The organism is Pseudomonas extremorientalis (assembly GCF_024584605.1).
GTDB classification, from domain to species: Bacteria; Pseudomonadota; Gammaproteobacteria; order Pseudomonadales; family Pseudomonadaceae; genus Aquipseudomonas; species Aquipseudomonas extremorientalis.
The window spans coordinates 1,476,868-1,503,695 of the sequence record NZ_CP089519.1 but is presented as its reverse complement, the minus strand read 5'-3'; the positions used below and the strand labels follow the sequence as shown (position 1 = coordinate 1,503,695).

The 26,828-nt window shown below is 60.6% G+C and carries 21 protein-coding genes; 14 read left to right on the top strand and 7 right to left on the bottom strand.

Annotated elements, in window-relative coordinates; all coding sequences use genetic code 11:
• Positions 1 to 11 precede the first annotated feature (11 nt).
• Positions 12 to 749 (bottom strand): 30S ribosomal protein S2, encoded by a 738-nt coding sequence (gene rpsB, locus LUU92_RS06580; RefSeq protein ID WP_003189158.1) that lies wholly within the window; start codon positions 747 to 749, stop codon positions 12 to 14.
• A gap of 387 nt (positions 750 to 1,136) precedes the next feature.
• On the opposite strand from rpsB, the gene map reads away from it, so the two are divergent.
• The 3 genes from map (at position 1,137) to dapC (ending at position 6,062) form a co-directional block, all read left to right on the top strand.
• Positions 1,137 to 1,931, top strand: a complete 795-nt coding sequence (gene map, locus LUU92_RS06575; protein WP_058425288.1) for a type I methionyl aminopeptidase — start codon at positions 1,137 to 1,139, stop codon at positions 1,929 to 1,931.
• Positions 1,932 to 1,996: 65 nt separating this feature from the next.
• On the top strand, positions 1,997 to 4,699 hold the full coding sequence (locus tag LUU92_RS06570; protein WP_071488797.1) for a [protein-PII] uridylyltransferase: 2,703 nt from the start codon (positions 1,997 to 1,999) through the stop codon (positions 4,697 to 4,699).
• 163 nt (positions 4,700 to 4,862) lie between these two features.
• A complete protein-coding gene (gene dapC / locus LUU92_RS06565) occupies positions 4,863 to 6,062 on the top strand; it encodes a succinyldiaminopimelate transaminase (protein ID WP_071488796.1) in 1,200 nt (399 codons plus the stop codon).
• 12 nt (positions 6,063 to 6,074) lie between these two features.
• Here the strand turns inward: dapC and LUU92_RS06560 are convergent, their stop codons facing one another.
• Entirely contained in the window at positions 6,075 to 7,718 is a 1,644-nt protein-coding gene (locus LUU92_RS06560; RefSeq protein WP_257103326.1) for a Na+/H+ antiporter, read from the bottom strand.
• A gap of 266 nt (positions 7,719 to 7,984) precedes the next feature.
• Between LUU92_RS06560 and LUU92_RS06555 the strand changes: the two genes are divergently transcribed.
• From LUU92_RS06555 to LUU92_RS06540, 4 genes are all read left to right on the top strand, one after another.
• On the top strand, positions 7,985 to 8,293 hold the full coding sequence (locus LUU92_RS06555) for an arsenate reductase (RefSeq protein ID WP_231999482.1): 309 nt from the start codon (positions 7,985 to 7,987) through the stop codon (positions 8,291 to 8,293).
• A 33-nt stretch (positions 8,294 to 8,326) separates the two neighbouring features.
• Positions 8,327 to 9,361, top strand: coding sequence for a 2,3,4,5-tetrahydropyridine-2,6-dicarboxylate N-succinyltransferase (gene dapD / locus LUU92_RS06550; protein WP_058425293.1), 1,035 nt, complete (start codon positions 8,327 to 8,329; stop codon positions 9,359 to 9,361).
• A 64-nt stretch (positions 9,362 to 9,425) separates the two neighbouring features.
• A complete protein-coding gene (locus LUU92_RS06545; RefSeq protein ID WP_257103325.1) occupies positions 9,426 to 10,631 on the top strand; it encodes an aminotransferase class V-fold PLP-dependent enzyme in 1,206 nt (401 codons plus the stop codon).
• Positions 10,628 to 11,041: a SufE family protein gene (locus LUU92_RS06540; protein ID WP_071488793.1), complete on the top strand. Its 414-nt coding sequence runs from the start codon at positions 10,628 to 10,630 to the stop codon at positions 11,039 to 11,041. The genes LUU92_RS06545 and LUU92_RS06540 overlap by 4 nt, the downstream gene beginning before the upstream one ends.
• A 116-nt stretch (positions 11,042 to 11,157) precedes the next feature.
• Here the strand turns inward: LUU92_RS06540 and tcdA are convergent, their stop codons facing one another.
• A complete protein-coding gene (tcdA, locus tag LUU92_RS06535; RefSeq protein ID WP_083351546.1) occupies positions 11,158 to 11,973 on the bottom strand; it encodes a tRNA cyclic N6-threonylcarbamoyladenosine(37) synthase TcdA in 816 nt (271 codons plus the stop codon).
• 212 nt (positions 11,974 to 12,185) lie between these two features.
• On the opposite strand from tcdA, the gene LUU92_RS06530 reads away from it, so the two are divergent.
• From LUU92_RS06530 to LUU92_RS06515, 4 genes are all read left to right on the top strand, one after another.
• Complete coding sequence (locus tag LUU92_RS06530; RefSeq protein WP_071488792.1) at positions 12,186 to 14,777, top strand: glycosyltransferase; 2,592 nt, start codon at positions 12,186 to 12,188, stop codon at positions 14,775 to 14,777.
• A gap of 252 nt (positions 14,778 to 15,029) precedes the next feature.
• Complete coding sequence (gene dapE / locus LUU92_RS06525; RefSeq protein WP_071488791.1) at positions 15,030 to 16,181, top strand: succinyl-diaminopimelate desuccinylase; 1,152 nt, start codon at positions 15,030 to 15,032, stop codon at positions 16,179 to 16,181.
• The gene (locus tag LUU92_RS06520) at positions 16,181 to 16,990 is read left to right on the top strand and encodes a putative RNA methyltransferase (RefSeq protein ID WP_071488790.1); all 810 of its coding nucleotides are present in this window, start codon (positions 16,181 to 16,183) and stop codon (positions 16,988 to 16,990) included. The genes dapE and LUU92_RS06520 overlap by 1 nt, the downstream gene beginning before the upstream one ends.
• Positions 16,991 to 17,044: 54 nt before the next feature.
• A complete protein-coding gene (locus tag LUU92_RS06515) occupies positions 17,045 to 17,422 on the top strand; it encodes a hypothetical protein (protein WP_058425300.1) in 378 nt (125 codons plus the stop codon).
• Between the two features lie 178 nt (positions 17,423 to 17,600).
• Here the strand turns inward: LUU92_RS06515 and LUU92_RS06510 are convergent, their stop codons facing one another.
• Positions 17,601 to 17,810, bottom strand: coding sequence for a cold-shock protein (locus tag LUU92_RS06510; protein WP_003219353.1), 210 nt, complete (start codon positions 17,808 to 17,810; stop codon positions 17,601 to 17,603).
• Positions 17,811 to 17,992: 182 nt separating this feature from the next.
• Here LUU92_RS06510 and plsB point away from each other — a divergent pair, with 182 nt between their 5' ends.
• From plsB to LUU92_RS06495, 3 genes are read left to right on the top strand one after another with little or no spacing between them, the layout of a single operon-like run.
• Positions 17,993 to 20,497: a glycerol-3-phosphate 1-O-acyltransferase PlsB gene (plsB, locus tag LUU92_RS06505; protein WP_071488789.1), complete on the top strand. Its 2,505-nt coding sequence runs from the start codon at positions 17,993 to 17,995 to the stop codon at positions 20,495 to 20,497.
• Positions 20,498 to 20,548: 51 nt separating this feature from the next.
• Complete coding sequence (locus LUU92_RS06500) at positions 20,549 to 20,950, top strand: YbaY family lipoprotein (RefSeq protein WP_071488788.1); 402 nt, start codon at positions 20,549 to 20,551, stop codon at positions 20,948 to 20,950.
• Positions 20,951 to 20,971: 21 nt separating this feature from the next.
• Positions 20,972 to 21,661: a DUF4197 domain-containing protein gene (locus LUU92_RS06495; protein ID WP_071488787.1), complete on the top strand. Its 690-nt coding sequence runs from the start codon at positions 20,972 to 20,974 to the stop codon at positions 21,659 to 21,661.
• Between the two features lie 45 nt (positions 21,662 to 21,706).
• Here LUU92_RS06495 and LUU92_RS06490 read toward each other — a convergent pair whose 3' ends face one another.
• The 3 genes from LUU92_RS06490 to LUU92_RS06480 all read right to left on the bottom strand — a co-directional run bounded on the left by LUU92_RS06490 (position 21,707) and on the right by LUU92_RS06480 (position 26,826).
• Positions 21,707 to 23,071: a Fic family protein gene (locus tag LUU92_RS06490; RefSeq protein ID WP_371322047.1), complete on the bottom strand. Its 1,365-nt coding sequence runs from the start codon at positions 23,069 to 23,071 to the stop codon at positions 21,707 to 21,709.
• Between the two features lie 93 nt (positions 23,072 to 23,164).
• Entirely contained in the window at positions 23,165 to 23,758 is a 594-nt protein-coding gene (locus tag LUU92_RS06485) for a LysE family translocator (protein ID WP_257103323.1), read from the bottom strand.
• Positions 23,759 to 23,760: 2 nt separating this feature from the next.
• The gene (locus tag LUU92_RS06480; protein WP_092241147.1) at positions 23,761 to 26,826 is read right to left on the bottom strand and encodes an efflux RND transporter permease subunit; all 3,066 of its coding nucleotides are present in this window, start codon (positions 26,824 to 26,826) and stop codon (positions 23,761 to 23,763) included.
• Positions 26,827 to 26,828 lie beyond the last annotated feature (2 nt).

The following is a 26,828-nucleotide window of genomic DNA, read 5'->3' as shown; positions in this document are numbered from 1 at the left end:
CAGGGCGCTAATTACTCAGCGGCAGCTACCGGAGCTTCTTCAACGAACTGCTCGGTACCGCCAGCAACGTGGTTGCGACCACGGATGACAGCGTCAGCCATCGAACCCATGTACAACTGGATGGCGCGGATTGCGTCATCGTTGCCTGGGATGATGTAGTCAACGCCTTCCGGGCTGCTGTTGGTATCGACTACGCCGATAACAGGGATGCCCAGCTTGTTGGCTTCGGTGATCGCGATGCGCTCGTGATCAACGTCGATAACGAACAGTGCGTCAGGCAGACCGCCCATGTCCTTGATACCACCCAGGGAACGATCGAGCTTTTCCAGGTCACGGGAACGCATCAGCGCTTCTTTCTTGGTCAGCTTGGCGAAAGTACCGTCTTCGGCTTGCACTTCAAGGTCACGCAGACGCTTGATGGAAGCACGGATGGTTTTGAAGTTGGTCAGCATGCCGCCCAACCAGCGGTGATCGACGTACGGCGAACCGCAACGTGCTGCTTCTTCAGCAACGATCTTGCCAGCGGAACGCTTGGTGCCGACGAACAGAATCTTGTTTTTGCCCTGAGCCAGGCGCTCTACGAAAGTCAGCGCTTCGTTGAACATTGGCAGGGTTTTTTCAAGGTTGATGATGTGGATCTTGTTACGCGCGCCGAAAATGTACTTACCCATTTTCGGGTTCCAGTAACGGGTCTGGTGACCGAAGTGCACACCGGCCTTCAGCATATCGCGCATGTTGACTTGGGACATGATAGTTCCTTAATAAGTCGGGTTTGGCCTCCACGTATCCCAATGACCAACCAGCGGCATCAAGGCCTCCGGCACCCAGGTCATCGTGTCGACACGTGTGTGGATTTAAGCTTTGCGGGGTATCCCCGGAAAGCGGCGCATTTTATACCACAGCATCGGCAAAAACGGAACACGCAATCACATTTGCCGTTGGGCGCGTTCGTGTAACCCCTTGAATAGAGGTGACATAGCCCTACCTTATAGACAGAAGCGATCATCAGAGACTCATGATTTGACGCCATGGTCTGTTAGAATCGCGTTTTCTGTGGCTTGTGCGAATTTTGCAACCTTTTGTCGCACGCCCGTAAACCGTATTGATTTCAGCGCGTCGCGCTAGAGAGAGCCTGTATGACCGTTAGTTTGAAAACCGCCGAAGACATCGCTGGCATGCGCATCGCCGGCAAACTGGCTGCCGACGTGCTGGAAATGATTGCCGAACACGTCAAGCCCGGCGTCACCACCGAGACCCTCAACCAGATCTGCCACGACTATATCGTCAACGTGCAGGGCGCCATCCCTGCGCCGCTGAACTACAAAGGCTTTCCCAAGTCGATCTGCACCTCGGTCAACCACGTGGTCTGCCACGGAATTCCGGGTGACAAGCCGCTGAAGGACGGCGACACCCTGAACATCGACGTCACCGTGATCAAGGACCGCTACTTCGGCGACACCAGCCGCATGTTCCACGTCGGCAACGTGCCGGTCTGGGCCGAGCGCCTGTCCCAGGTCACCCAGGAATGCATGTACAAGGCCATCGAGATCGTCAAGCCTGGCTGCCGCCTGGGCGACATCGGCGAAGTGATCCAGAAGCATGCGGAAAAGAACGGTTTCTCGGTGGTACGCGAGTTCTGCGGCCACGGTATCGGCACGGTCTTCCACGAAGAGCCACAGATCCTGCACTACGGCCGCGCCGGCACCGGCATGGAGCTGAAGGCAGGCATGACCTTCACCATCGAGCCGATGATCAACCAGGGCAAGGCCGACACCAAGGTGCTGGGCGACGGCTGGACTGCCATCACCAAGGACCGCAAGCTTTCGGCCCAGTGGGAACACACTTTGCTGGTCACCGAGACCGGCTACGAGATTTTCACGCTGCGCGCCGATGACACGATCCCGCGTACGTCGGGTACAACGTCGGCATAAACGTTGCTCAGGTTTTCCCCCACTGTGTTGTGACTGACTGAATAGATAGAAAGGAAAGCCGATCAATGCCCCAGGTGGATCCCGAACTCTTCGACCGTGGCCAGTTCCAGGCCGAACTGGCCCTGAAGGCGAGCCCCATCGCCGCGTTCAAGAAGGCGATCCGCCAGGCCCGTGAGGTGCTCGACGAGCGCTTTCGCAGGGGCCGGGACATCCGCCGGCTGATTGAGGACCGAGCCTGGTTCGTCGATAACATCCTGCAAAAAGCCTGGGAACAGTTCAGTTGGAGCGAAGACGCCGACATCGCCCTGGTGGCGGTCGGCGGCTACGGTCGCGGTGAGCTGCACCCTTACTCCGACATCGACCTGCTGATCCTGCTGGACAGCGCCGACCATGAGATCTTTCGCGATTCCATCGAGCGCTTTCTCACATTGTTGTGGGACATCGGCCTGGAAGTCGGCCAAAGCGTACGCTCGGTGGACGAATGCGCCGAAGAAGCCCGCGCCGACCTCACCGTCATCACCAACCTCATGGAAAGCCGTACCATCGCCGGCCCCGAGCGCCTGCGCCAGCGCATGCTTGAAGTCACCAGCACCGCGCACATGTGGCCGAGCAAGGACTTCTTCCTGGCCAAGCGCGCCGAGCAAAAGGCCCGGCACCACAAGTACAACGACACCGAATACAACCTGGAACCCAACGTCAAAGGCTCGCCGGGCGGACTGAGGGATATCCAGACGATCCTGTGGGTTGCGCGTCGCCAGTACGGCACCCTGAACCTGCGCGCCCTGGCCGGCGAAGGCTTCCTGGTGGAAAGCGAAAACGCCCTGCTGGCCTCCTCCCAGGAATTCCTCTGGAAAGTGCGCTACGCCTTGCACATGCTGGCCGGGCGTTCCGAAGACCGCCTGCTCTTCGACCACCAGCGCTCCATCGCCACCCTGCTGGGCTTTGAAGGCGAAGACGCGAAGACCAGCATCGAAAGCTTCATGCAGCAGTACTACCGGGTGGTCATGAGCATTGCACAGCTCAGCGACCTGATCATCCAGCATTTCGAAGAAGTGATCCTGGCCCCCGAAGACGAGGCGCCGCCGCAACCGATCAATGCGCGTTTCCAACTGCACGATGGCTATATCGAGGCGCGCAACGACAACGTGTTCCGCCGCACACCGTTTGCCATGCTGGAAATCTTCGTGCTGATGGCCCAGCAGCCGGAAATCAAAGGCGTGCGCGCCGATACCATTCGCCTGCTGCGGGAAAACCGGCACCTGATCGACGAGGATTTCCGCAACGATATCCGCAACACCAGCCTGTTCATCGAGCTGTTCAAGTGCAAGATCGGCATCCACCGCAACCTGCGGCGCATGAACCGTTACGGCATCCTCGGGCGCTACCTGCCGGAGTTCGGTTTTATCGTCGGGCAGATGCAACACGATCTGTTCCACATCTATACCGTGGACGCCCACACCCTGAACCTGATCAAGCACCTGCGTAAGCTGCAGTACACCCAGGTGTCGGAGAAATTCCCGCTGGCCAGCAAATTGATGGCCAAGCTACCCAAGCCCGAGCTGATCTACCTGGCCGGCCTGTACCACGACATCGGCAAGGGCCGGCATGGCGATCACTCCGAGGTCGGTGCGGTTGATGCCGAAGCCTTCTGCCAGCGCCACCAGTTGCCGCTATGGGACAGCCGCCTGATCGTCTGGCTGGTGCAGAACCACCTGGTGATGTCGACCACCGCCCAGCGCAAGGACTTGTCCGACCCGCAGGTGATACACGACTTCGCGCAGATCGTCGGCGATGAAACCCGCCTCGACTACCTGTATGTGCTGACCGTCTCGGATATCAACGCGACCAACCCGACGCTGTGGAACTCGTGGCGCGCCAGTCTGCTGCGCCAACTGTACACCGAGACCAAGCGCGCCCTGCGCCGTGGCCTGGAAAACCCGGTGGACCGCGAAGAGCAGATCCGCCGCACCCAAAGCGCCGCCCTGGATATCCTGGTGCGCGGCGGCAACGACCCGGACGATGTGGAACAACTGTGGTCGCAACTGGGCGACGATTACTTCCTGCGCCACACCGCCGGTGATGTCGCCTGGCACACCGACGCGATCCTGCAGCAACCGGCCGACGGCGGCCCACTGGTGCTGATCAAGGAAACCACCCAGCGCGAATTCGAAGGCGGCACGCAGATTTTCATCTACGCGCCGGACCAGCACGACTTCTTCGCTGTGACCGTAGCGGCCATGGACCAGTTGAACCTGAACATCCATGACGCACGGGTAATCACCTCCAGCAGCCAGTTCACCCTCGACACCTATATCGTGCTCGACACCGATGGCGACTCGATCGGCGACAATCCAGCGCGCGTGAAGAAGATCCGCGAAGGCCTGACCGAGGCCCTGCGCAACCCTGACGACTACCCGACCATCATCCAGCGTCGAGTGCCGCGCCAACTCAAACACTTTGCGTTTGCGCCCCAGGTGACCATTTCCAACGACGCCCAGCGCCCGGTGACGGTGCTCGAACTGAGCGCCCCGGACCGCCCAGGCCTGCTGGCCCGTATCGGTGGGATTTTCCTGGAGTTCGACCTGTCGTTGCAGAACGCCAAGATTGCGACCCTCGGCGAACGCGTGGAAGACGTGTTCTTTATCACCGATGCCGACAACCAGCCGTTGTCCGACCCGGAGCTGTGCCTGCGGTTGCAGGAAGCGATCGTCCAGCAATTGAGCGTGACCCAGGAACCCGGCGTCGAGCTGACACGCCTGACTCTCTAAAAAACAAACAGGGCCCGTGTGCGAGGGGGCTTGCCCCCGATAGCGGTGGATCAGATAAAAATGCTTTGGCTGGCACACTGCAATCGGGGGCAAGCCCCCTCCCACATTTAGATGGCTTCGCCCAGCAGACCGCATGCTTTAAACCGAATTGAACGAGATGCCCATGAACAACGCCCTGAACCAACTGCAACCCTACCCGTTCGAGAAACTGCGCGCCCTGCTCGGCAGCGTCACGCCAAACCCGGACAAGCGCCCGATTGCGCTGTCCATCGGCGAGCCGAAGCACAAGTCTCCAACGTTCGTGGCCGAAGCGTTGAGCAACAACCTCGACCAGATGGCCGTGTACCCGACCACCCTGGGTATCCCGGCGCTGCGCGAAGCCATCGGTGCCTGGTGCGAACGTCGCTTCAACGTGCCCAAGGGCTGGCTCGACCCGGCGCGCAATATCTTGCCGGTCAACGGCACACGTGAAGCGCTGTTCGCCTTCACCCAGACCGTGGTCAACCGTGGCGACGATGCACTGGTGGTGAGCCCGAACCCGTTCTACCAGATCTACGAAGGCGCCGCGTTCCTGGCCGGGGCCAAGCCACACTACCTGCCGTGCCTGGACGCCAATGGCTTCAACCCGGACTTCGACGCCGTGACGCCGGACATCTGGAAACGCTGCCAGATCCTGTTCCTGTGCTCGCCCGGCAACCCGACCGGCGCGCTGATCCCGGTCGACACCCTGAAAAAACTCATCGCCCTGGCCGACGAATACGACTTCGTCATCGCCGCCGACGAGTGCTACAGCGAACTGTACTTCGACGAACAAACCCCGCCGCCCGGCCTGCTGAGCGCCTGCGTCGAACTGGGTCGCCAGGATTTCAAGCGCTGCGTGGTGTTCCACAGCCTGTCCAAGCGCTCCAACCTGCCGGGCCTGCGTTCCGGGTTCGTTGCCGGCGATGCCGACATCCTCAAGGCGTTCCTGCTGTACCGCACCTATCACGGCTGCGCGATGCCGGTGCAAACCCAGCTGGCGAGCATTGCCGCCTGGCAGGATGAAGCCCACGTGCACGCCAACCGTGACCTGTATCGCGAGAAATTCGACGCGGTGCTGGCGATTCTCAAGCCGGTGCTGGATGTGCAGAGCCCGGATGGCGGCTTCTATCTGTGGCCGAATGTGAACGGCGACGATGCCGCATTCTGCCGCGATCTGTTCGTGGAAGAACATGTGACCGTGGTGCCGGGTTCGTACCTGTCCCGTGAAGTGGACGGCGCCAACCCCGGCGCTGGGCGAGTGCGTATGGCGTTGGTCGCGCCGTTGGCCGAGTGTGTGGAAGCGGCTGAGCGCATTCGCGATTTTATTCAGCGTCGCCGCTAACGGGCTTGAGGGTCATTTCACCTGACCCAGATTCGCCTCACTCATATCCAGATCCGCCAACACCTCCCTCAGCACGTCATCACCAATCTGGTGATGACGGCTCAGGCTATACAGCTCCAACCGCTGTGCCCGCAGGGCCTTGAGGCGCAATTTGCGCTCGAGCAGGTCCATCTGCCGTGCCAACGCCTGGGCTTCGGCCGAGTCGTTGAACACCTCCAATTGATGGCGATATTCCGACATCAGCCGTGCCTTGAGTTCGGTGGCGAGCGCAGCCTGGGCGGCGTCCTGGGTTTCGGGCTCAACGGGCTCTTCCGTTTCCAGCGCATGGATCGCAGCGACGGCCGTTTTTTTCCAAGCCTCGCGGACCTCTTTATGGCGTTTCTCGTCCGGGCTCTTTTCAATGCCGCGTAACAACAACGGCAAGGCGATACAGGCGGCGATCAGCGACAGGAGGATCACGCCTGCCGCGATGAAGATCAGCAGGTCGCGCTCGGGAAAGTCCTGGCCCGGCGCCAGCAGCAACGGCACCGACATCACACCGGCCAACGTCACCGCACCGCGCACACCACCCACGGTCAACAACCAGCAAGAACGGGCGGTTGGCACCAGCGTCAGCTCGCTTTTCCCACGAATCCGGCGTAACAGGCCGGACAGCCGCCAGATGCTCTGCACCCAGATAAAACGCAGCACGACCAACACCAGGAAGATCGCAATCACATCCAGGCAGCGATAAAACAGGGTCGGCCACAGTGTCGGCTCATGGCTGACCACGGCCTTGATGATGTCCGGCAGTTGCAGGCCCAGCAGCAGGAAGATCAGGCCATTGAAGGTAAACTCCAGCAGCGACCAGACGCTGCGGTTGAGCAAGCGCGTGCTGGTCTGGCGCGGTAGCAGATCAAGCCAGCTTTGCATCATGCCTGCCGCGACCGCCGACAAGATGCCCGAGGCTCCCAGGCGCTCGGCCAGCACATACGCAGCAAAGGGCAGCAACAACATGAACACCACGTGGGTTGCCGGGTCATCCCAGCCACGGGCGATCATCCAGGCGCGCAGTCGGCCGACCAGCCAGCTCAGGGCCACGCCAACGGCCAGGCCACCGACGGCGACCAACACGAAGGTCAGGCTGGCATCCGCCAGGGAAAACACCCCGGTCAACGCCGCCGCCAGGGCAAACTTGAACGTTACCAGGCCCGATGCGTCGTTCATCAAGGCCTCGCCCTGCAACATGTGCATCAGTGGCGTAGGTAAACGATTCTGGGAAATGGCCGACACCGCCACGGCATCCGTCGGCGACAAAACCGCCGCCAGGGCGAAGGCCACCGGCAACGGGATCGTAGGCAATATCCAGTGAATGAAATAACCAGCACCAACCACCGTGAACAACACCAGCCCCACCGCAAGCGTCAGGATCGGCCCACGCAACCGCCACAACTCACGCTTGGGCATACGCCAGCCATCCGAAAACAGCAACGGCGGCAGGAACAGAAACAGAAACAGCTCCGGGTCCAGCGCCACATGCAGGCCCAGCGTCGGCCAGGCCAGCAGGGCTCCGGCAGCAATCTGTACCAGGGGCAACGGCAGAGGAATGACACGCCCAACCAGACGCGAAACGCTGACCAGCATCAGCAGGATAAGAACGGTGTAGGCGGTTTGCATAACGCGGTTTCCCGGACAATCGACTTGCAACGACACACATGAGGCAACAACTGGCCGCCTAAGTGCCATATTACCCAGCTATGTTAACCGCCTATGCTGCCTGCCGGCCTTTGCACATAAGTCGCACGCCGCATGACGAGGGGCACCCGCCCGCTGGTCGTGGCATAATCCGTGACCTTTAATTTTCACTTGGTCCAAAAGGGGGCAATTCCTTGACCGCTTCAAGCAAAACGTTGCACCTTTTCGGCATCAAAGCCTGCGACACCATGAAAAAAGCGCGCACCTGGCTCGATGAGCACGGCGTGGGCTATGAGTTCCACGACTACAAAACGGCCGGTATCGACCGCGAACACTTGACCCAATGGTGCAACGAGCACGGTTGGCAGGTGGTGTTGAACCGTGCGGGCACCACCTTTCGCAAACTCGAAGACGAACGCAAAGCCGATCTCGATCAGTCGAAAGCCATTGAATTGATGCTCGCACAACCCTCGATGATCAAGCGCCCGGTGCTCGATCTCGGTGACAGAACCCTGATTGGCTTCAAGCCAGATAGTTATTCGGCGGCCCTCAAGTAGGCCAGCCCTTTCCATTTTTGTAGAGGTAACAGCATGTCCAATTCCCTGTTCAGCCTGGGCTTCGGCGTCGGCACTCAGAACCGCCAAGGTGCTTGGCTGGAAGTGTTTTACGCACAGCCGCTGCTCAATCCATCGGCTGAAATCGTCGCGGCTATCGCGCCGATCCTCGGTTACACCGAAGGCAACCAGGCCATCACCTTCACCATCAGCCAAGCGCTGCAACTGGCCGATGCCCTCAAGAATGTCGACGCCACCCAAGCCGCGCTGCTCAACCGCCTGGCCGAAAGCCACACCCCGCTGGTCGCCACCCTGCTGGCCGAAGACGCCGCACTGACCTCCACGCCTGAGGCCTACCTCAAGCTGCACCTGCTGTCCCATCGCCTGGTCAAGCCCCACGGCCTGAGCCTGGCCGGTGTGTTCCCGCAGCTGCCGAACGTGGCCTGGACCAGCCAGGGCGCGATCGACATCAACGAACTGGCCGAACGCCAGCTGGAAGCCCGCCTGCGTGGCGAGCTGCTGGAAGTATTCTCGGTGGACAAGTTCCCGAAAATGACCGACTACGTGGTGCCGAGCGGCGTGCGTATCGCTGATGCCGCACGTCTGCGCCTGGGCGCCTACGTGGGCGAAGGCACCACCGTGATGCACGAAGGGTTCATCAACTTCAACGCCGGCACCGAAGGCCCGGGCATGATCGAAGGCCGTGTATCGGCAGGCGTGTTCGTCGGCAAGGGTTCGGACCTGGGTGGCGGTTGCTCCACCATGGGCACCTTGTCCGGCGGCGGCAACATCGTGATCAAGGTCGGCGAAGGCTGCCTGATCGGCGCCAACGCCGGTATCGGTATCCCGTTGGGCGACCGCAACACCGTGGAGTCGGGCCTGTACGTCACCGCCGGCACCAAGGTCGCGCTGCTGGATGAGAAAAACCAACTGGTGAAAGTGGTCAAGGCCCGTGAGCTGGCCGGCCAGCCGGACCTGTTGTTCCGCCGCAACTCCGAGACCGGTGCCGTGGAGTGCAAAACCCACAAATCGGCCATCGAACTGAACGAAGCGCTGCACGCTCACAACTAAGCAGCCACTCGATGCCACTAGCGGGCCCCGACCCTGGGGCTCGCTTATACGAGTCTTGAACACCATGCTAGTGCCCTCCCCCTGGCGCGCCGATTTCCCGGCCATCGCCACCCTGCAACGGCAAGACCAGACGTACCTGGACAACGCCGCCACTACACAAAAGCCCCAGGCCCTGCTGGATGCCATCAGCCATTACTACGCCAATGGCGCAGCCAATGTGCACCGTGCCCAGCACTTGCCCGGCGCCCATGCGACCCAGGCGTTCGAAGACAGCCGCAGCAAGGTCGCGCAGTGGTTGAATGCAGGCGGCAGTGGGCAGATCGTGTTCACCCACGGCGCGACTTCTGCGCTGAACCTCTTGGCCTACGGCCTTGAGCACTTATTCAATGCGGGCGATGAGATTGTGGTCAGTGCCCTGGAACACCACGCCAACCTGCTGCCCTGGCAGCAACTGGCCAAACGCCGCGCTGCCACGCTGGTGGTGTTGCCGTTGAACGATGACGGCGTGATCGACCTGACAGCCGCCGCCGAATTGATCGGCCCGCGTACACGCCTGCTGGCGGTAAGCCAGCTATCCAACGTGCTGGGCGCCTGGCAACCCTTACAGACGCTGATCACAACGGCCAAGGCCCACGGCGCACTGACCGTGGTCGATGGCGCCCAAGGCATCGTCCACGGCCGCCACGACGTGCAGGCCCTGGGCTGCGACTTCTATGTGTTTTCCAGCCACAAGTTGTACGGGCCGGACGGCGTCGGCGTGCTGTTTGGCCGCAACGAAGCCCTGCACCACCTGCACCACTGGCAGTTTGGCGGCGAAATGGTGCAACAGGCCGACTACCACAGCGCCAGTTTCCGCCCGGCGCCGCTGGGTTTCGAAGCGGGCACACCGCCGATTGCCGGCGTGATCGGCCTGGGCGCCAGCCTGGATTACCTGAGTTCGCTGGATCAACCGGCAGTGATCGCCCATGAAGCGGCGTTGCACGAGTATCTGCTGCGCGGTTTGAAAGCGCGCAATGGCGTGCGCGTGCTGGGCTCGCCGCAAGTGGCGTTGGTCAGCTTTGTGGTCGAAGGCGTGCATAACGCCGACCTCGCGCATCTGTTGACCGAACAAGGCATCGCTGTGCGCGCCGGGCACCATTGCGCCATGCCGTTGCTCAAGACAATGCACTTGTCGGGGGCGATCCGTGTATCGCTGGCGCTGTATAACGATTCCGACGATCTGGAACGCTTTTTTGAAGCACTGGATCAGGCGCTGGATATGCTGCGATGAGCCTGCCGGTGGAGGCAGTCGCTGCACTGGAGGCCTTCCAGGCGGTAGGCAGCTGGGAACAGCGCGCGCGCATGCTGATGCAATGGGGCGAGCGTTTGCCCGCCCTGCCTGCCGAAGATAAAGTCGACGCCAATCTCGTGCAGGGCTGCGAAAGCCTGGTGTGGCTGGTCGGGCAATTGCACGATGGTCATTGGCAGTTCGCCGCCAGCAGCGAGGCGCGGATGATTCGCGGGTTGGTGGCGTTGTTGCTGGCGCGGGTCAATGGACTCTCTGCCGCCGAGCTGCAAGCCGTCGACTTGCCCGACTGGTTCAACCAACTGGGGCTTTCCCGCCAATTGTCGCCGTCGCGCAGCAATGGCCTGAATGCGGTCTTGCAGCGCATGCGAGCATTGAGCCTTATACAAAACTAAATGTGGGAGCTGGCTTGCCTGCGATTACAGGGTGTCAGTCGTCGAAGAGGTTGACTGATCCACCGCTATCGCAGGCAAGCCAGCTCCCACATTTTGAATGGTGCAAGTATCCAGTATTAAGTGGGCTTGACCCGCTCGGAAGGCCTGCGCACCCCGGCCACAATCTTGTCCACCGCCTTGGTCGCCGCCACCATGCCGAACGTGGCAGTCACCATCATCACCGCACCAAACCCACCCGCGCAGTCCAGCTTCACGCCATCCCCGACAAAACTCTTCTGCAAACAAATGCTGCCATCCGGCTTGGGATAACGCAGTTGCTCGGTGGAAAACACGCACGGCACGCTGTAATGACGGGTCACGGTACGTGAAAAACCATAGTCGCGACGCAAGGTAGAACGCACTTTCGAAGCCAGTGGATCATTGAAGGTACGGTTCAAGTCGCAGACCTGGATCAACGTCGGGTCGATCTGCCCGCCGGCGCCGCCGGTGGTGATGATCTGGATCTTGCGGCGCTTGCACCAGGCGATCAGCGCAGCTTTGGCGTTGACCGCGTCAATGCAGTCGATCACGCAATCGATGTTGGGGGTGATGTATTCGGCCATGGTGTCGCGGGTCACGAAGTCGGCCACCGCATGCACCGTGCAGTGCGGGTTGATGCCGCGCAGGCGCTCGGCCATCACCTCGACCTTGGGTTTGCCCACGGTGCTGTCCAGGGCGTGCAACTGGCGGTTGCTGTTGCTGACACAGACGTCATCCAGGTCAAACAGCGAAATCTCGCCCACCCCGCAACGGGCCATGGCTTCCGCCGCCCAGGAGCCTACGCCGCCGACGCCGACGATCGCCACATGGGCCGCTTTCAAGCGCTCCAGGCCTTCAATGCCATACAAGCGGGCGACGCCTGCAAACCGCGGATCTTCTGTACTCATGACCATTACCCCAAAAACCGGCGCGCATTATAGGGCTACGCAGCGACAAGTTCGAAGCTTCAAGCTACAAGTTAAGAACTAAGATGGCCTTTCGCTGACTAATGTCCGGTTTTTCTCTGCTTGCTGTACGGTCAGGGAAGGGCCGGTGTAGGATGCGCGCCGTTCGGCGCAGGCCGACACCTCTTTTCGTTCCACACCTTTTGGAACCCGAAATAGCCATGGCATCGCGTAAATTTGGACTCAACCTGGTGATCGTGCTGGCAATCGCCGCGCTGTTCACCGGCTTCTGGGCGCTGATCAACCGCCCCGTCACCACCCCCAACTGGCCTGAACAGATCTCCGGTTTTTCCTACTCGCCGTTCCAGCAAGGCCAGTTCCCACAGAAAGACCAGTACCCGACCGACGACCAGATGCGTCAAGACCTTGCGATCATGAGCAAGCTGACGGACAACATCCGCACCTACTCGGTCGACGGCACCCTGGGGGACATCCCCAAGCTGGCGGAAGAGTTCGGCCTGCGCGTGACGCTGGGGATCTGGATCAGCCCGGACCTGGAGCGCAACGAACGAGAAATCCAGCGTGCCATCGAAATCGCCAACACCTCGCGCAGTGTGGTGCGGGTAGTGGTGGGTAACGAAGCCCTGTTCCGGGAAGAAATCACCCCTGAGGCACTGATTGTGCTGCTGGACCGGGTGCGCGCCGCCGTGAAAGTACCGGTGACGACCTCCGAGCAGTGGCACATCTGGGAAAAGAACCCGCAACTGGCCAAGCACGTCGACCTGATCGCCGCGCACATCCTGCCGTTCTGGGAATACATCCCGATGGACAAGGCCGGCCAGTATGTACTCGACCGTGCCCGTGACCTGAAGAAACTGTTCCCGAAAAAACCGCTGCTGCTGTCGGAAGTCGGCTGGCCGAGCAACGGCCGCATGCGCGGGGGTAATGAAACCTCCCCGGCCGACCAGGCGATTTACCTGCGTACGCTGGTAAACAAGCTGAACCGCCAGGGCTACAACTACTTTGTGATCGAGGCCTTCGATCAGCCGTGGAAAGTCAGCGACGAAGGCTCGGCGGGCGCCTACTGGGGCGTGTACAACGCCGCACGCCAGCAGAAATTCAACTTTGAAGGCCCCGTGGTCGCGATCCCGCAATGGCGCGTGCTGGCCATCGGTTCGGTGGTGCTCGCGCTGTTGTCGCTGACCCTGCTGATGATCGACGGCTCGGCCCTGCGCCAGCGTGGCCGCACCTTCCTGACCTTTATCGCGTTCCTGTGCGGTTCGGTGCTGGTGTGGATCGGCTACGACTACAGCCAGCAATACAGCACCTGGTTCAGCGTGACCGTGGGCATTCTCCTGGCCCTCGGTGCCCTGGGCGTGTTTATCGTGTTGCTGACCGAAGCCCATGAGTTGGCGGAAGCGGTCTGGACCCACAAGCGCCGGCGTGAATTCCTGCCAGTAGTGGGGGATTCGGACTACCGTCCAAAAGTGTCGATCCACGTGCCCTGCTACAACGAGCCGCCGGAGATGGTCAAACAGACCCTCGACGCGTTGGCCGCGCTCGATTACCCGGACTACGAAGTCCTGATCATCGACAACAACACTAAGGACCCGGCCGTGTGGGAGCCGGTGCGCGACTACTGCGAAACCCTGGGCCCGCGCTTCAAGTTCTTCCATGTCGCGCCCCTGGCCGGTTTCAAAGGTGGCGCACTGAACTACCTGATCCCGCACACCGCCAAGGATGCCGAGGTGATCGCGGTGATCGACTCCGATTACTGCGTATCGCCGAACTGGCTCAAGCACATGGTGCCGCACTTCGCCGACCCGAAAATCGCCGTAGTGCAGTCGCCGCAGGATTACCGCGACCAGAACGAAAGCACCTTCAAGAAGCTCTGCTACGCGGAATACAAAGGCTTCTTCCATATCGGCATGGTCACCCGCAACGACCGCGATGCGATCATCCAGCACGGCACCATGACCATGACCCGTCGCTCGGTGCTCGAAGAACTGGGCTGGGCCGACTGGTGCATCTGCGAAGACGCCGAACTGGGCCTGCGTGTGTTCGAGAAAGGCCTGTCGGCGGCGTATTACCACGACAGCTACGGCAAGGGCCTGATGCCGGATACCTTTATCGACTTCAAGAAACAGCGTTTCCGCTGGGCCTACGGGGCAATCCAGATCATCAAGCGCCACACCGCGAGCCTGTTGCGCGGCAAGGACACCGAACTGACCCGTGGCCAGCGTTACCACTTCCTGGCGGGCTGGCTGCCGTGGGTGGCGGACGGCATGAACATCTTCTTCACCGTGGGTGCGCTGCTGTGGTCGGCGGCGATGATCATCGTGCCGACGCGGGTCGATCCGCCGCTGCTGATTTTCGCGATCCCGCCGTTGGCGCTGTTCGTGTTCAAGGTGGGCAAGATCATCTTCCTGTACCGTCGTGCGGTAGGCGTGAACTTGAAGGACGCATTCTGCGCGGCGCTGGCCGGTCTGGCGTTGTCCCACACCATCGCCAAGGCGGTGCTGTATGGCTTCTTCACCACCAGTATTCCGTTCTTCCGTACACCGAAAAACGCCGATAACCACGGCTTCTGGGTGGCGATTTCCGAAGCCCGCGAAGAGATGTTCATCATGCTGCTGTTGTGGGGCGCGGCGCTGGGGATCTACCTGGTGCAGGGCCTGCCGAGCAATGACATCCGCTTCTGGGTGGTGATGTTGCTGGTGCAGTCGCTGCCGTATGTGGCGGCGCTGGTCATGGCGTTCCTGTCTTCGCTGCCGAAACCGGCGGCGGCAGCGCAACCCGCACCGGCTGCGTAAAAACTTGCGCAATGCACTAAACGGCGGCCTCTGGCCGCCGTTTTGCTATAAGATAACGGCCGTTTTATGAGTCTTGGCCCAGGCCAATGCTTTGTGTGGGAGGGGCGGTGCGACGATTCGACTTGCCCCCGATGGCGGTGAGCCAGTCAACAGATGCAGTGACTGACACTCAGCCATCGGGGGCAAGCCCCCTCCCACACTGAATCTGCGCCCCTTACGTCCTGCGCCCATCACATGCTTCCGGAGTTTCCCATGACGGCCCATGCCGACCTTTCGCCGACCCTTCAACTTGCCATCGACCTGATCCGTCGCCCCTCGGTGACGCCGATCGACGCCGATTGCCAGAAGCTGATGATGCAGCGCCTGGGCGACGCCGGTTTTGCGCTTGAGCCGATGCGCATCGAAGACGTGGACAACTTCTGGGCCACCCACGGCAAGCACGATGGCCCGGTGCTGTGCTTTGCCGGCCACACCGACGTGGTACCGACCGGCCCGGTGCAGGCGTGGCAGAACGACCCGTTCGACGCACTGATCGATGAAAACGGCATGCTCTGCGGGCGTGGCGCAGCGGACATGAAAGGCAGCCTGGCGGCCATGCTGGTGGCGGCGGAGCGTTTTGTCGCCGACTACCCCGACCACAAGGGTTCGGTGGCTTTCCTGATCACCAGCGATGAAGAAGGCCCGGCGCACCACGGCACCAAGGCCGTGATCGAACGCCTGGCTGCACGCAAGGAACGCCTGGACTGGTGCATCGTCGGCGAGCCGTCGAGCACCACGCTGGTGGGCGACGTGGTCAAGAACGGCCGTCGCGGCTCCCTCGGCGCCACCCTGACCGTGCGCGGCGTGCAAGGTCACGTAGCCTACCCGCACCTGGCGAAGAACCCGATCCACCTGGCCGCGCCGGCCCTGGCCGAACTGGCCGCCGAGCACTGGGATGACGGCAACACCTTCTTCCCGCCGACCAGCTTCCAGATCTCCAACCTCAATTCCGGCACCGGCGCGACCAACGTGATCCCCGGTGACCTGACGGCGGTGTTCAACTTCCGTTTCTCCACCGAGTCCACCGTCGAAGGCCTGCAGCAACGGGTTGCGGAGATTCTCGACAAGCACGGCCTGGACTGGCACGTGGAGTGGGCGCTGTCGGGCCTGCCGTTCCTCACCGAACCGGGCGCCTTGCTGGATGCGGTGTCGGCGAGCATCAAGGCGATCACCGGGCGTGAGACCCAGGCGTCCACCAGCGGTGGCACCTCCGATGGGCGTTTCATCGCCACCCTCGGCACCCAAGTGGTCGAGTTGGGTCCGGTCAACGCGACGATCCACCAGGTCAACGAGCGCATCCTGGCCAGCGACCTCGATGTGCTGACCGAAATCTACTATCAGACCCTGATCAAGTTGCTCGCCTGATGCTCGCCTGCCCCATTTGCAGCGCGCCGCTCAACACGGTGGACAATGGCGTGGCGTGCCCGGCCGGGCATCGTTTTGACCGTGCGCGCCAGGGTTACCTGAACCTGTTGCCGGTGCAGCACAAGAACAGCCGCGACCCGGGCGACAACCTGGCCATGGTCGAAGCGCGCCGCGATTTCCTCAACGCCGGGCACTACGCCCCGGTGGCCAGGCGCCTGGCCGAACTGGCCGCCGAACGCGCGCCGCAGCGCTGGGTCGATATCGGCTGTGGCGAGGGTTACTACACCGCGCAAATCGCCGACGCCCTGCCTCACGCCGATGGCTACGCACTGGATATTTCCAAGGAAGCGGTCAAGCGTGCATGCAAGCGCAACCCTGCGCTGACCTGGTTGATCGCCAGCATGGCCCGCGTGCCGTTGGCGTCAGGCAGCTGCCAGTTTCTCGCCAGCGTGTTCAGCCCATTGGACTGGGAAGAGGCCAAGCGCCTGCTCAGCCCCGGCGGCGGTCTGATGAAGGTCGGTCCGACCAGCGGCCACCTGATGGAATTGCGCGAGCGCTTGTACGACGAAGTGCGTGAATACACCGACGACAAGCACCTGGCCCTGGTGCCGGACGGCATGAGCCTGGCACACAGCGAAACATTGGAATTCACGCTGAACCTGGCCGAGCCCCGGGACCGCGCCAACCTGCTGGCCATGACGCCTCACGGCTGGCGTGCCAGTGCCGAGCGCCGTGCGCAAGTGATCGAGGCGGCCGAGCCGCTGGTGGTCACCGTGTCGATGCGCTACGACTATTTCGTGCTTCAATAAACACCTTTCCAATACCCGCGAATGGATTTTCGAATCCCGCAACGAGGAACATCCATGCGCCAACCCGATATCGAGATTTACCTGAAGGACGCCGACGTCGACCACAAGGCCATTGCCGCCTGGCTGGGCGCCGCCCTGGGCCCTTGCACCGACTGGGTCCAGAAAGGCCAGACCTACAAATGCAAGGCCGGCAACGTGCCGGTCACCTGGCTGCCCAAAGCCGTCGGCAAATGGAACAGCCTGTACCTGGAAAGTGACCAGACGCCGTGGGACGACGACATTGCCTGCGCCCGTGCTGCGTTTGCTGCACTGAACGTGGAAGTGCGTTGTGCACCGGGGACCTGGGTCGAGGAAGAAGGCGAAGAAAGCGCCGATACCTGGATTCGGATCAGCGTGGACGGTGAAGAGCAGATCACCTGGAAAACCGCCTGATCCTGAAAGCATGAGGGAAGGGCTTGTGTGGTGAGCGGGCTTGCCCCGCGCTGGGCTGCGAAGCGGCCCTAAAACCCTACGCCGCGGAGTGCCTGACACAACGCGGCGTTCTTATTGGGGCCGCTTCGCAGCCCAACGCGGGGCAAGCCCGCTCACCACAACAGGGGTTCAGCGCGCGTTAAAGCCCCACCACATCCTCCGCCTGCAACCCCTTCTCGCCAGTCACCACGGCGTATTCCACCTGCTGGCCCTCGGCCAGGGAACGGTGGCCTTCGCCGCGAATGGCACGGTAATGCACAAACACATCCTTGCCGTCTTCGCGTTGAATGAAGCCATAGCCCTTTGCATCGTTGAACCATTTCACATTGCCGGTTTCACGCGTTGCCATTCTGTTTTTGCTCCCACAGTTTTTTATTGTTGGGTCAGTCGCATTGAACTGCCGAGTATAAGACAGGCTCAAAAACGATCAACTCAAGTTTACATCGCTGCTTTTTTGCCGATTTTCGGCGAATACGGCACACTACCCGCCCGAGCGCCTGCTCGGTTTTTTCCACTTGAAGCAGCACGCCTATGACCCGCTCCCCGTTCCGCCGTCTAGTGTTTGGCACCTTGCGCCGACTGTTGTACCTCTGGGTTCGCTCGGAGACGATCAACCAGTCGTCCCTAACCCTCAACCTGGACCGCAGCCGGCCGGTGTTCTACGTCCTGCAATCACCCTCCCTCACCGAATTGGCCGTAGTCGATGCCGAGTGCACCAAGGCCGGCCTGCCGCGCCCGGTGCTGCCGGTTTCGGTCGGCCCGCTGATGGAACCGGCGGCGTTCTTCTACCTCACGCCGGAACCGGACTGGCTCGGCCGCCAGGACAAGCGTGGTGCACCGCCCACGCTGACCCGCCTGGTCGATACCCTCAGCGAGCACGCCGAAGAGAATGCACAAATCATTCCGGTCAGCGTGTTCTGGGGCCAGTCCCCCGAGAGCGAGTCCAGCCCGTGGAAGCTGTTGTTTGCCGACAGCTGGGCGGTCACCGGGCGTCTACGTCGCCTGTTGAGCATCCTGATCCTGGGTCGCAAGACCCGCGTGCAATTCTCTGCGCCAATCAACCTGCGTGAATTGATCGAGCACAATAAAGGGCACGAACGCACGGTGCGCATGGCCCAACGCATCCTGCGTGTGCACTTTCGTAACCTGAAGACGGCGGTGATCGGTCCCGATCTGTCACACCGGCGCAATCTGGTGAAGGGCCTGGTCAACATGCCGCTGGTGCGCCAGGCCATCATCGACGAGGCCGAACGGGAAAAGATCAGCCCGGAAAAAGCCAAGGCCCAGGCCTTGCGCTACGGCAACGAAATCGCCTCGGACTACACCTACACCGCGATCCGCTTTCTCGAAGTGGTGCTGAGCTGGTTCTGGAACAAGATCTACGACGGCATCAAGGTCAACAACATCGAAGGCGTGCAAAAGGTTGCCCAGGGCTACGAGGTGATCTACGTCCCTTGCCACCGCAGCCATATCGATTACCTGCTGCTGTCCTACCTGCTGTTCAAGAATGGCCTGACCCCACCGCACATCGCCGCCGGGATCAACCTGAACATGCCGGTGATCGGCAGCCTGCTGCGCCGTGGCGGTGCGTTTTTCATGCGCCGCACCTTCAAGGGCAACCCGCTGTACACCTCGGTGTTCAACGAATACCTGCATACCTTGTTCACCAAGGGTTTCCCGGTGGAGTACTTCGTCGAAGGCGGACGCTCGCGTACCGGGCGCATGCTGCAGCCGAAGACCGGGATGCTGGCGATCACCCTGCGCAGCTTCCTGCGCTCATCGCGCATGCCGATCGTGTTCGTGCCGGTGTACATCGGTTATGAACGCGTACTCGAAGGCCGTACCTACCTCGGTGAATTGCGCGGCGCGAGCAAGAAGAAAGAGTCGATCTTCGATATTTTCAAAGTGGTCGGCGCCCTCAAGCAGCGCTTCGGCCAGGTCGCGGTCAACTTCGGCGAACCGATCAAGCTGGCCGAATTCCTCGACAGCGAACAACCGGACTGGCGTGCCCAGGAGTTGGGGCCGAACTACAAGCCGGCCTGGCTCAACGAAACCACCAACCGCCTCGGCGAACAGGTGGCACGCCACTTGAACGAAGCCGCCGCCGTGAACCCGGTGAACCTGGTCGCCCTGGCGCTGCTGTCCACCACCCGCCTGGCCCTGGACGAACAAGCCATGGCGCGCCAGTTGGACCTGTACCTGGCGCTGTTGCGCCGTGTGCCCTACTCGCCCCATACCACCTTGCCCGAAGGTGATGGCCTGGCGCTGATCAAGCATGTGAAGGACATGGATTTGCTGTCGGAACAGAGCGATGCCTTGGGCAAGATTCTTTACCTGGGCGAGCAGAACGCCGTCCTGATGACCTACTACCGCAACAACGTGCTGCACATCTTTGCCCTGCCGGCACTGCTGGCGAGTTTCTTCCAGAGCAGCTCGCGGATGAGCCGCGAGCAGATCCAGCGCTACACCCACGCGCTGTACCCGTACCTGCAATCGGAGCTGTTTATCCGCTGGTCGCTGGAAGAGCTCGATACCGTGATCGACCAGTGGCTGGAAGCCTTTGTCGAACAAGGTTTGCTGCGTTTCGAAAACAACGTATACCTGCGCCCGGCGCCGAGTTCACGGCACTTCGTGTTGCTGACGCTGCTGTCCAAGAGCATCGCCCAGACCCTGCAACGCTTCTACATGGCGATTTCGCTGCTGCTCAACAGCGGCCAGAACAGCATCAGCGCCGAAGAGCTGGAAGACCTGTGCACGATCATGGCCCAGCGCCTGTCGATCCTGCATGGCCTCAATGCTCCGGAGTTCTTCGACAAGAGCCTTTTCCGACATTTCATCCAGACCTTGCTGGAACAAGATGTGCTGCGCCGCGATGACGCCGGCAAGCTGAGCTATCACGACCTGCTCGGCGAACTGGCCGAAGGCGCGGCCAAGCGCGTGTTGCCGGCGGAGATTCGCCTGTCGATCCGCCAGGTGGCATTGCATCGTGTGGATGGCGCGGCCGAAATACCCATCGAACCTGAAGAAAACCACTAGATTTGAAAAGGCGCCGGTTGGATGCCGGCGCTGTTGAAAAGGAGCGACACCATGAAAAAGATCATCCTCCTGGGCCTTACCGCCCTGCTCGGAGCCTGCCAGTCCATGAGCCCCACCCCCAAGGCCAGCCTCGATGGCGAAGTGTTCTACCTGCAACGCATCGCCCTGCCGCCAACCGCGACCTTGAGTGTCAGCCTGCAAGACGTTTCGCTGGCAGATGCACCGGCTGTGACCCTCGCCGAGCAGAAAGGCCCGGTCAAAGGCCAGGTGCCGCTGCCGTTTCACCTGAGCTACGACCCGGCCCAGGTCAAACCCGGCCACAGCTACTCGGTCAGCGCTCGCATCGAAGTGGATGGCAAGCTACTGTTTATTACCACCGAGCGACACGCTGTACAGCTCAACGGCCAGGATCCTCAACCACTGCGTCTGCGCGTTGACGCGGCGGCCCACTGAATTCGATAAAAGGAAGCGCCCATGCTCCGTAACTCCCTTCGCCTGACTGCCCTGTGTGCCGGCCTGCTGCTCGGTGCCAACGCCATGGCCCTGGACCTCAGCAGCCTGTCCCAGGGCGACGCCAGCGGCGGCCTCAAGGACGCCCTGACCCAAGGCGCGCAAATCGCCGTGAAACAACTGGGTGTACCCGGTGGTTTCAGCAACAACCCGGAAGTGAAGATCGGCCTGCCTGGCAAGCTGGGCAAAGTCGCCGACAAGCTGAAGATGTTCGGCATGGGTGACCAGGTCACGCAGCTGGAAACCAGCATGAACAAGGCCGCTGAAACCGCCGTGACCCAGGCCCAGCCGATCCTGGTGAATGCCGTGAAGAACATGAGCGTGACGGACGCCAAGGGCATCCTCAGCGGTGGCCAGGATTCCGCTACCCAGTACCTGAACAAAAGCAGTCGTGAACAGATCCGCGCCAAGTTCCTGCCCATCGTCAAGGCGGCTACCGACAAGGTCGGCGTAGCCCAGCAGTACAATGCCCTCGCCGGCAAGGCTGCGGCTTTCGGTGCGGTGGACGCCAAGAGCGCCAATGTGGAGAGCTACGTGACCGAGCAGGCACTGGACGGTTTGTTCAAGATGATTGCCAAGCAGGAAGAAACCATTCGCGAGAACCCGGCGGCGGCGGCTACCAGTTTGGCGAAGAAGGTGTTTGGGGCGCTGTAATACCCGTAATGCCCACGGTTCAAGAAGACGTGGGCATTCGTTAAATTAACGAGAAGTCTTCAACCAGTTTTTTTGTATTTCTGCTTGATCACGCATTGAAAAAACCCATTCACGACCCTGCTTCTTCTTGACGAAGATGTTCAATTCAACAAGACCGTTCAGGACGGCTGACGCCGTGTTGTAGGAACAGCCCAGATTTTCCTTCACATTGACCGCAGTGAACTGCTTCGCGGTGCCACTCTTGGCGACCTGAAATACAGTCTTCTGTTTCTCGTTCAACTCTTTGTAAAGCCCTGACTCCCAGAGCCATTGCTCGAACGACTCAGCCTCCTTAACACTTTTTTCGTAAGACGCCTTGAAGCTATCAACCGCCCGCTGGACCACAGAGCACTGGTAGTCAATAAAGTAAGTCAGATCCAGTTCATCTGTCTCGGTATAGAGGTAAGACGTACCGTACTGAACGGCGGCATTCTTAAGCAGAACACTGATGGAGATATACCTGAATGCCGCGTAATCGCTTTTAAACATAAACCAATAAAACAACGCACGCGCCACGCGACCATTGCCATCCCGAAAAGGGTGCTCGTAACCCAGCGCAAAATGCAGAGAAATACCTTTGATCAACGGATGGAGGTAGCGGCTTGTCGTAGCGTCGTCGTGGCAGGTGTTGATCCAGTCAGCTAATCGCCCCAATCTTTTGGCGATGCCTTCTGCAGGAGGGGGCGTATGGACCACATTGCTATCACCATCTTGGACAACTACGTCATCATTTAGACGAAAGCTGCCGGGAGAATATTTGTCATCGTCAATGCCTTGAACACCCACCTCATGCATTTCAGCGATCAGTTCGGCACTGAGAGGAGCGTTTCTCTTATCCCAAGCGAAACGCATCATCCGGTAATTACCAATGATCATTTTTTCATCGGGTGTTCTGGGTAGCCGCTCTCTTTTCAACATATCTTTTGCTACGAGCGTCGTGGTTGCTGCCCCTTCCAGCTGACTGCTGCTGATGGCTTCATCTTCAATCAAATCATTGAGCAGATACTTGATGTGAGCGGCCTTCCCAATCTTGCTGCTCATGTACTCAAGTGCTGCAGTTGAGGCGTACCTGTCGACCGTGGATACCACGCGCTGTGCGGTCGGTGTCAGTAAAAACTTGCACCAGGCCTCAGGCGTACCGACAGGCAATATTTGCTGGTACAGACGAGAGCGCTCGTATTTTACGATGCCCCAGCATATCGCCTGATCCAAATGCTTTGGGAAGCGGTGACGTAGTTGATCAAAGTGTAAGTAACGCCCCTGGCTATCGGTTGGCTGAGTCAGCTTCATATAGTCAGAAAGATGCTGAAGATGGGGTTCCTGGCCAATTAAAACGAAAATCCCTTCCGGCACCCTCGGTGGCAACTTGATCATCAAAATCTCAATTTTTCGATTTCTGAGACTTGAGTACAGCAGAAAACTGCAACTATCTCAATAAACATCAAATCTGAGACGCGCGCCCCCTCAATTCACCATCGATTCCGCCAACCGCCCCACCATCAGCGTGGCAAAGCAGCCAATCGCAATAGAGGTCGCACGGTTGATCTTCAATGGCGTGAGCCAGGCCTTTTGAATTCCTTCAAAGCGGCTGCCCAGCATGATCCACCCCGCCCCCACTGGAATCACCACCAGCACCAGCGTGGCCATGAACCCGGCATAGCCGGGTAGCGTGGCAAAGGTGCCGAACGGTGCAATGAATGACACGATCAGCAATCCCTTGGGATTCATCACCGTCAGCCAGAAGAAGTACAGCCCGGAGAAACGGTCGGAACCGGGGTGGATGACACTGTTCTTACGCTGCCAAAGCTTGTAGGAGACATAGAGCAAGTAGCAGGCTGCCGCCAATTGCGTTGCCTTCAGCGCCCATGGCGAGTACGCCGACAGAAACAGCAATGCCACGCCCCATACCGAAACTTGCAGCAGGTACGCCAGGCACTCGACAAATGCCAGCCTCCACGAAGCCCGCAAGCCACACAACACACCTGCACGAAATAACAGGGTGTTGGTAGGGCCTGGGGCAAGCAACAACAACATCAGGGCTGAAACGGTGGCCAGCATGATTACGCGACGTCCTTCCTCACTCGGAACCACGCAGCATACAGGGCCGGCAAGAACAATAGTGTCAACGCCGTCGCCACTATCAACCCGCCCATGATCGCCACGGCCATCGGCCCGAAGAACACACTGCGCGACAGCGGGATCATCGCCAATACCGCCGCGAGGGCGGTCAGCACAATCGGGCGGAAGCGGCGGACGGTGGCTTCGATGATCGCTTGCCACGGCGCCAGCCCCGCCTTGATGTCCTGCTCGATCTGGTCCACCAGGATCACCGAGTTGCGCATGATCATCCCCGACAGCGCAATGGTCCCGAGCATGGCGACGAAACCGAAGGGTTGGCGGAATACCAGCAGGAACAAGGTCACCCCGATCAAGCCCAGCGGTGCCGTCAGAAACACCATCGCGGTGCGTGAGAAACTGCGCAACTGCAGCATCAACAAGGTCAGCACGACCACGATAAACAGCGGCACCCCGGCTTTCACCGAATTCTGTCCACGGGCGGAATCCTCCACGGTCCCGCCCACGTCGAGCAGGTAGCCATCCGGCAGTTCGGCACGCACGCCTTCCAGGGTCGGCAGGATCTGCTGGACCAGCGTCGCGGGCTGTTCCTTGCCGTAGATATCGGCGCGTACGGTCACCGTCGGCAAGCGGTTGCGGTGCCAGATGATGCCTTCTTCGAAACCGTATTCGAGGGTGGCGATCTGCGACAGCGCCACGCTTTTGCCGTTGTCCGTCGGCACTGCCAGGCTTGGCAGCAACGAGAGTTCGGTGCGTTCGTGCACGGTGCCGCGCAGCAGGATTTCGATCAACTCGTTGTCCTCCCGGTACTGGCTGACGCTGGAACCGGTCAATGAACTCTGCAGGAATTTCGACAGGTTGGCCGTACTCACGCCCAGGGCACGTGCGCGGTCCTGGTCGATATTGAGGTAGACGATCTTGCTCGGTTCTTCCCAGTCCAGGTGCACGTTGACCACGTGAGGGTTTTCGCGAACCTTGGCCGCCACTTTGCGGGCGAGCGCGCGGACCTCTTCGATATGTTCGCCGGTCACACGGAACTGCACCGGGTAACCCACGGGCGGGCCGTTTTCCAGGCGGGTGACCCGTGAGCGCAGGTCGGGGAATTGTTCGTTGAGGGTTTCGATCAACCAGGTACGCAGGCTTTCGCGCTCTTCGATGGTTTTGGCCAGTACCACAAACTGGGCAAAACTGGCGGCCGGCAGTTGTTGATCCAGCGGCAGGTAGAAACGCGGCGATCCAGTACCGACATACGCCACGTAGTTGTCGATGCCGGCGTGATCCTTGAGCAGGGTTTCCAGGCGCTTGACCTGCTCGGCGGTGTTGCTCAGGGAGGCGCCTTCGGCCAGCTTCAGGTCGACCATCAGTTCCAGGCGACCGGAAGCCGGGAAGAACTGCTGCGGCACGAAACGGAATAGCGCCACCGAGCCGATAAACAGCAACAGGGTCAGGACGATCACGGTTTTGCGGCGACGCACGCACCACTCCACCAAACCTCTTACACGCTGGTAGAACGGTGTGCCGTAGGGGTCAGGACCATCGGTGCCATGTTTGGCTGCGTGAATTTTCGCCAGGTCCGGCAGGAGTTTTTCCCCCAGGTAGGGCACAAAGACTACGGCAGCCACCCACGAGGCGAGCAACGCAATGGTCACCACCTGGAAAATCGAGCGGGTGTATTCGCCGGTGCTCGACTGCGCAGTGGCAATCGGCAGGAAGCCGGCGGCGGTGATCAACGTACCGGTGAGCATCGGGAACGCGGTACTGGTCCAGGCAAAGCTGGCGGCCTTGAGCCGGTCGTAGCCCTGCTCCATTTTGATCGCCATCATCTCCACGGCGATGATCGCGTCATCCACCAGCAAGCCCAACGCCAGCACCAGTGCGCCCAGGGAAATCTTGTGCAGGCCGATGCCGAGGTAATACATGGTGGCAAACGTCATCGCCAGCACCAGCGGAATCGCCAGGGCCACCACCATGCCGGTGCGCACGCCGAGAGAGAAGAAACTCACCAGCAACACGATGGCCAGCGCTTCGGCCAGTACCTGCACGAATTCGCCGACGCTGGTCTTCACCGCTGCCGGTTGGTCCGACACCTTGCGCAGCTCCATACCCGCCGGAAGGTTCTTCTGCAGGCGTGCGAATTCACCTTCCAGGGCCTTACCCAATACCAGGATGTCGCCGCCATCGCGCATCGCCACGGCCAGGCCGATGGCGTCTGCGCCCATGTAGCGCATGCGGGGTGCCGGTGGATCGTTGAACCCACGGTGGATGTCGGCCACATCACCGATGCGGAAGGTGCGGTCACCCACGCGGATCGGGAAATTGCGGATCTCTTCCACGCTCTTGAAGTTGCCCGATACACGCAGTTGCACACGTTCACTCGGGGTTTCAAAGAAACCCGCAGTGGACACCGCATTCTGTTCCTGCAACGCCTGTTGCACCGCCGCCAAAGGCAAGCCGAGGGTGGCGAGCTTGAGGTTGGACAGCTCGATCCAGATTTTTTCATCCTGCAGGCCGAGCAACTCGACCTTGCCCACATCCGCCACGCGCTGCAGTTGGATCTGGATGCGGTCGGCGTAGTCCTTGAGCACCGCGTAGTCGAAACCGTCGCCGGTCAGGGCGTAGATATTGCCGAAGGTGGTGCCGAATTCATCGTTGAAAAACGGCCCCTGGATATCCGGCGGCAAGGTCTGGCGGATGTCGCTGATCTTCTTGCGCACCTGGTACCACAGCTCGGGGATCTGCGCCGAATGCATGGAGTCGCGGGCCATGAAGGTGACCTGGGATTCGCCGGGGCGCGAGAAGGAGACGATACGTTCGTACTCCCCGGTCTCCATGAGTTTTTTCTCGATGCGTTCGGTGACCTGCCGCGAGACTTCCTGCGCCGTTGCGCCAGGCCAGTTGGTCTTGATCACCATGGCCTTGAAGGTGAACGGCGGGTCTTCACTTTGCCCCAGCTTGGAGTAGGACAGGGTGCCGACCACTGCCAGCAGGATCATCAGGAACAGTACGATCTGGCGATTGCGCAACGCCCATTCGGAAAGATTGAAACCCATCG

What these genes read in the sequence shown, in the direction of transcription:
- tcdA (WP_083351546.1), bottom strand. Translation starts at nt 11,973, where the DNA reads ATGGTCATGAGTACAGAAGATCCGCGGTTTGCAGGCGTCGCCCGCTTG.
- LUU92_RS06560 (WP_257103326.1), bottom strand. Translation starts at nt 7,718, where the DNA reads ATGCAAACCGCCTACACCGTTCTTATCCTGCTGATGCTGGTCAGCGTT.
- dapD (WP_058425293.1), top strand. Translation starts at nt 8,327, where the DNA reads ATGTCCAATTCCCTGTTCAGCCTGGGCTTCGGCGTCGGCACTCAGAAC.
- plsB (WP_071488789.1), top strand. Translation starts at nt 17,993, where the DNA reads ATGACCCGCTCCCCGTTCCGCCGTCTAGTGTTTGGCACCTTGCGCCGA.
- dapE (WP_071488791.1), top strand. Translation starts at nt 15,030, where the DNA reads ATGACGGCCCATGCCGACCTTTCGCCGACCCTTCAACTTGCCATCGAC.
- map (WP_058425288.1), top strand. Translation starts at nt 1,137, where the DNA reads ATGACCGTTAGTTTGAAAACCGCCGAAGACATCGCTGGCATGCGCATC.
- rpsB (WP_003189158.1), bottom strand. Translation starts at nt 749, where the DNA reads ATGTCCCAAGTCAACATGCGCGATATGCTGAAGGCCGGTGTGCACTTC.
- LUU92_RS06530 (WP_071488792.1), top strand. Translation starts at nt 12,186, where the DNA reads ATGGCATCGCGTAAATTTGGACTCAACCTGGTGATCGTGCTGGCAATC.
- dapC (WP_071488796.1), top strand. Translation starts at nt 4,863, where the DNA reads ATGAACAACGCCCTGAACCAACTGCAACCCTACCCGTTCGAGAAACTG.
- LUU92_RS06570 (WP_071488797.1), top strand. Translation starts at nt 1,997, where the DNA reads ATGCCCCAGGTGGATCCCGAACTCTTCGACCGTGGCCAGTTCCAGGCC.
- LUU92_RS06515 (WP_058425300.1), top strand. Translation starts at nt 17,045, where the DNA reads ATGCGCCAACCCGATATCGAGATTTACCTGAAGGACGCCGACGTCGAC.
- LUU92_RS06540 (WP_071488793.1), top strand. Translation starts at nt 10,628, where the DNA reads ATGAGCCTGCCGGTGGAGGCAGTCGCTGCACTGGAGGCCTTCCAGGCG.
- LUU92_RS06485 (WP_257103323.1), bottom strand. Translation starts at nt 23,758, where the DNA reads ATGCTGGCCACCGTTTCAGCCCTGATGTTGTTGTTGCTTGCCCCAGGC.
- LUU92_RS06555 (WP_231999482.1), top strand. Translation starts at nt 7,985, where the DNA reads ATGAAAAAAGCGCGCACCTGGCTCGATGAGCACGGCGTGGGCTATGAG.
- LUU92_RS06520 (WP_071488790.1), top strand. Translation starts at nt 16,181, where the DNA reads ATGCTCGCCTGCCCCATTTGCAGCGCGCCGCTCAACACGGTGGACAAT.
- LUU92_RS06545 (WP_257103325.1), top strand. Translation starts at nt 9,426, where the DNA reads ATGCTAGTGCCCTCCCCCTGGCGCGCCGATTTCCCGGCCATCGCCACC.
- LUU92_RS06500 (WP_071488788.1), top strand. Translation starts at nt 20,549, where the DNA reads ATGAAAAAGATCATCCTCCTGGGCCTTACCGCCCTGCTCGGAGCCTGC.
- LUU92_RS06495 (WP_071488787.1), top strand. Translation starts at nt 20,972, where the DNA reads ATGCTCCGTAACTCCCTTCGCCTGACTGCCCTGTGTGCCGGCCTGCTG.
- LUU92_RS06510 (WP_003219353.1), bottom strand. Translation starts at nt 17,810, where the DNA reads ATGGCAACGCGTGAAACCGGCAATGTGAAATGGTTCAACGATGCAAAG.
- LUU92_RS06480 (WP_092241147.1), bottom strand. Translation starts at nt 26,826, where the DNA reads ATGGGTTTCAATCTTTCCGAATGGGCGTTGCGCAATCGCCAGATCGTA.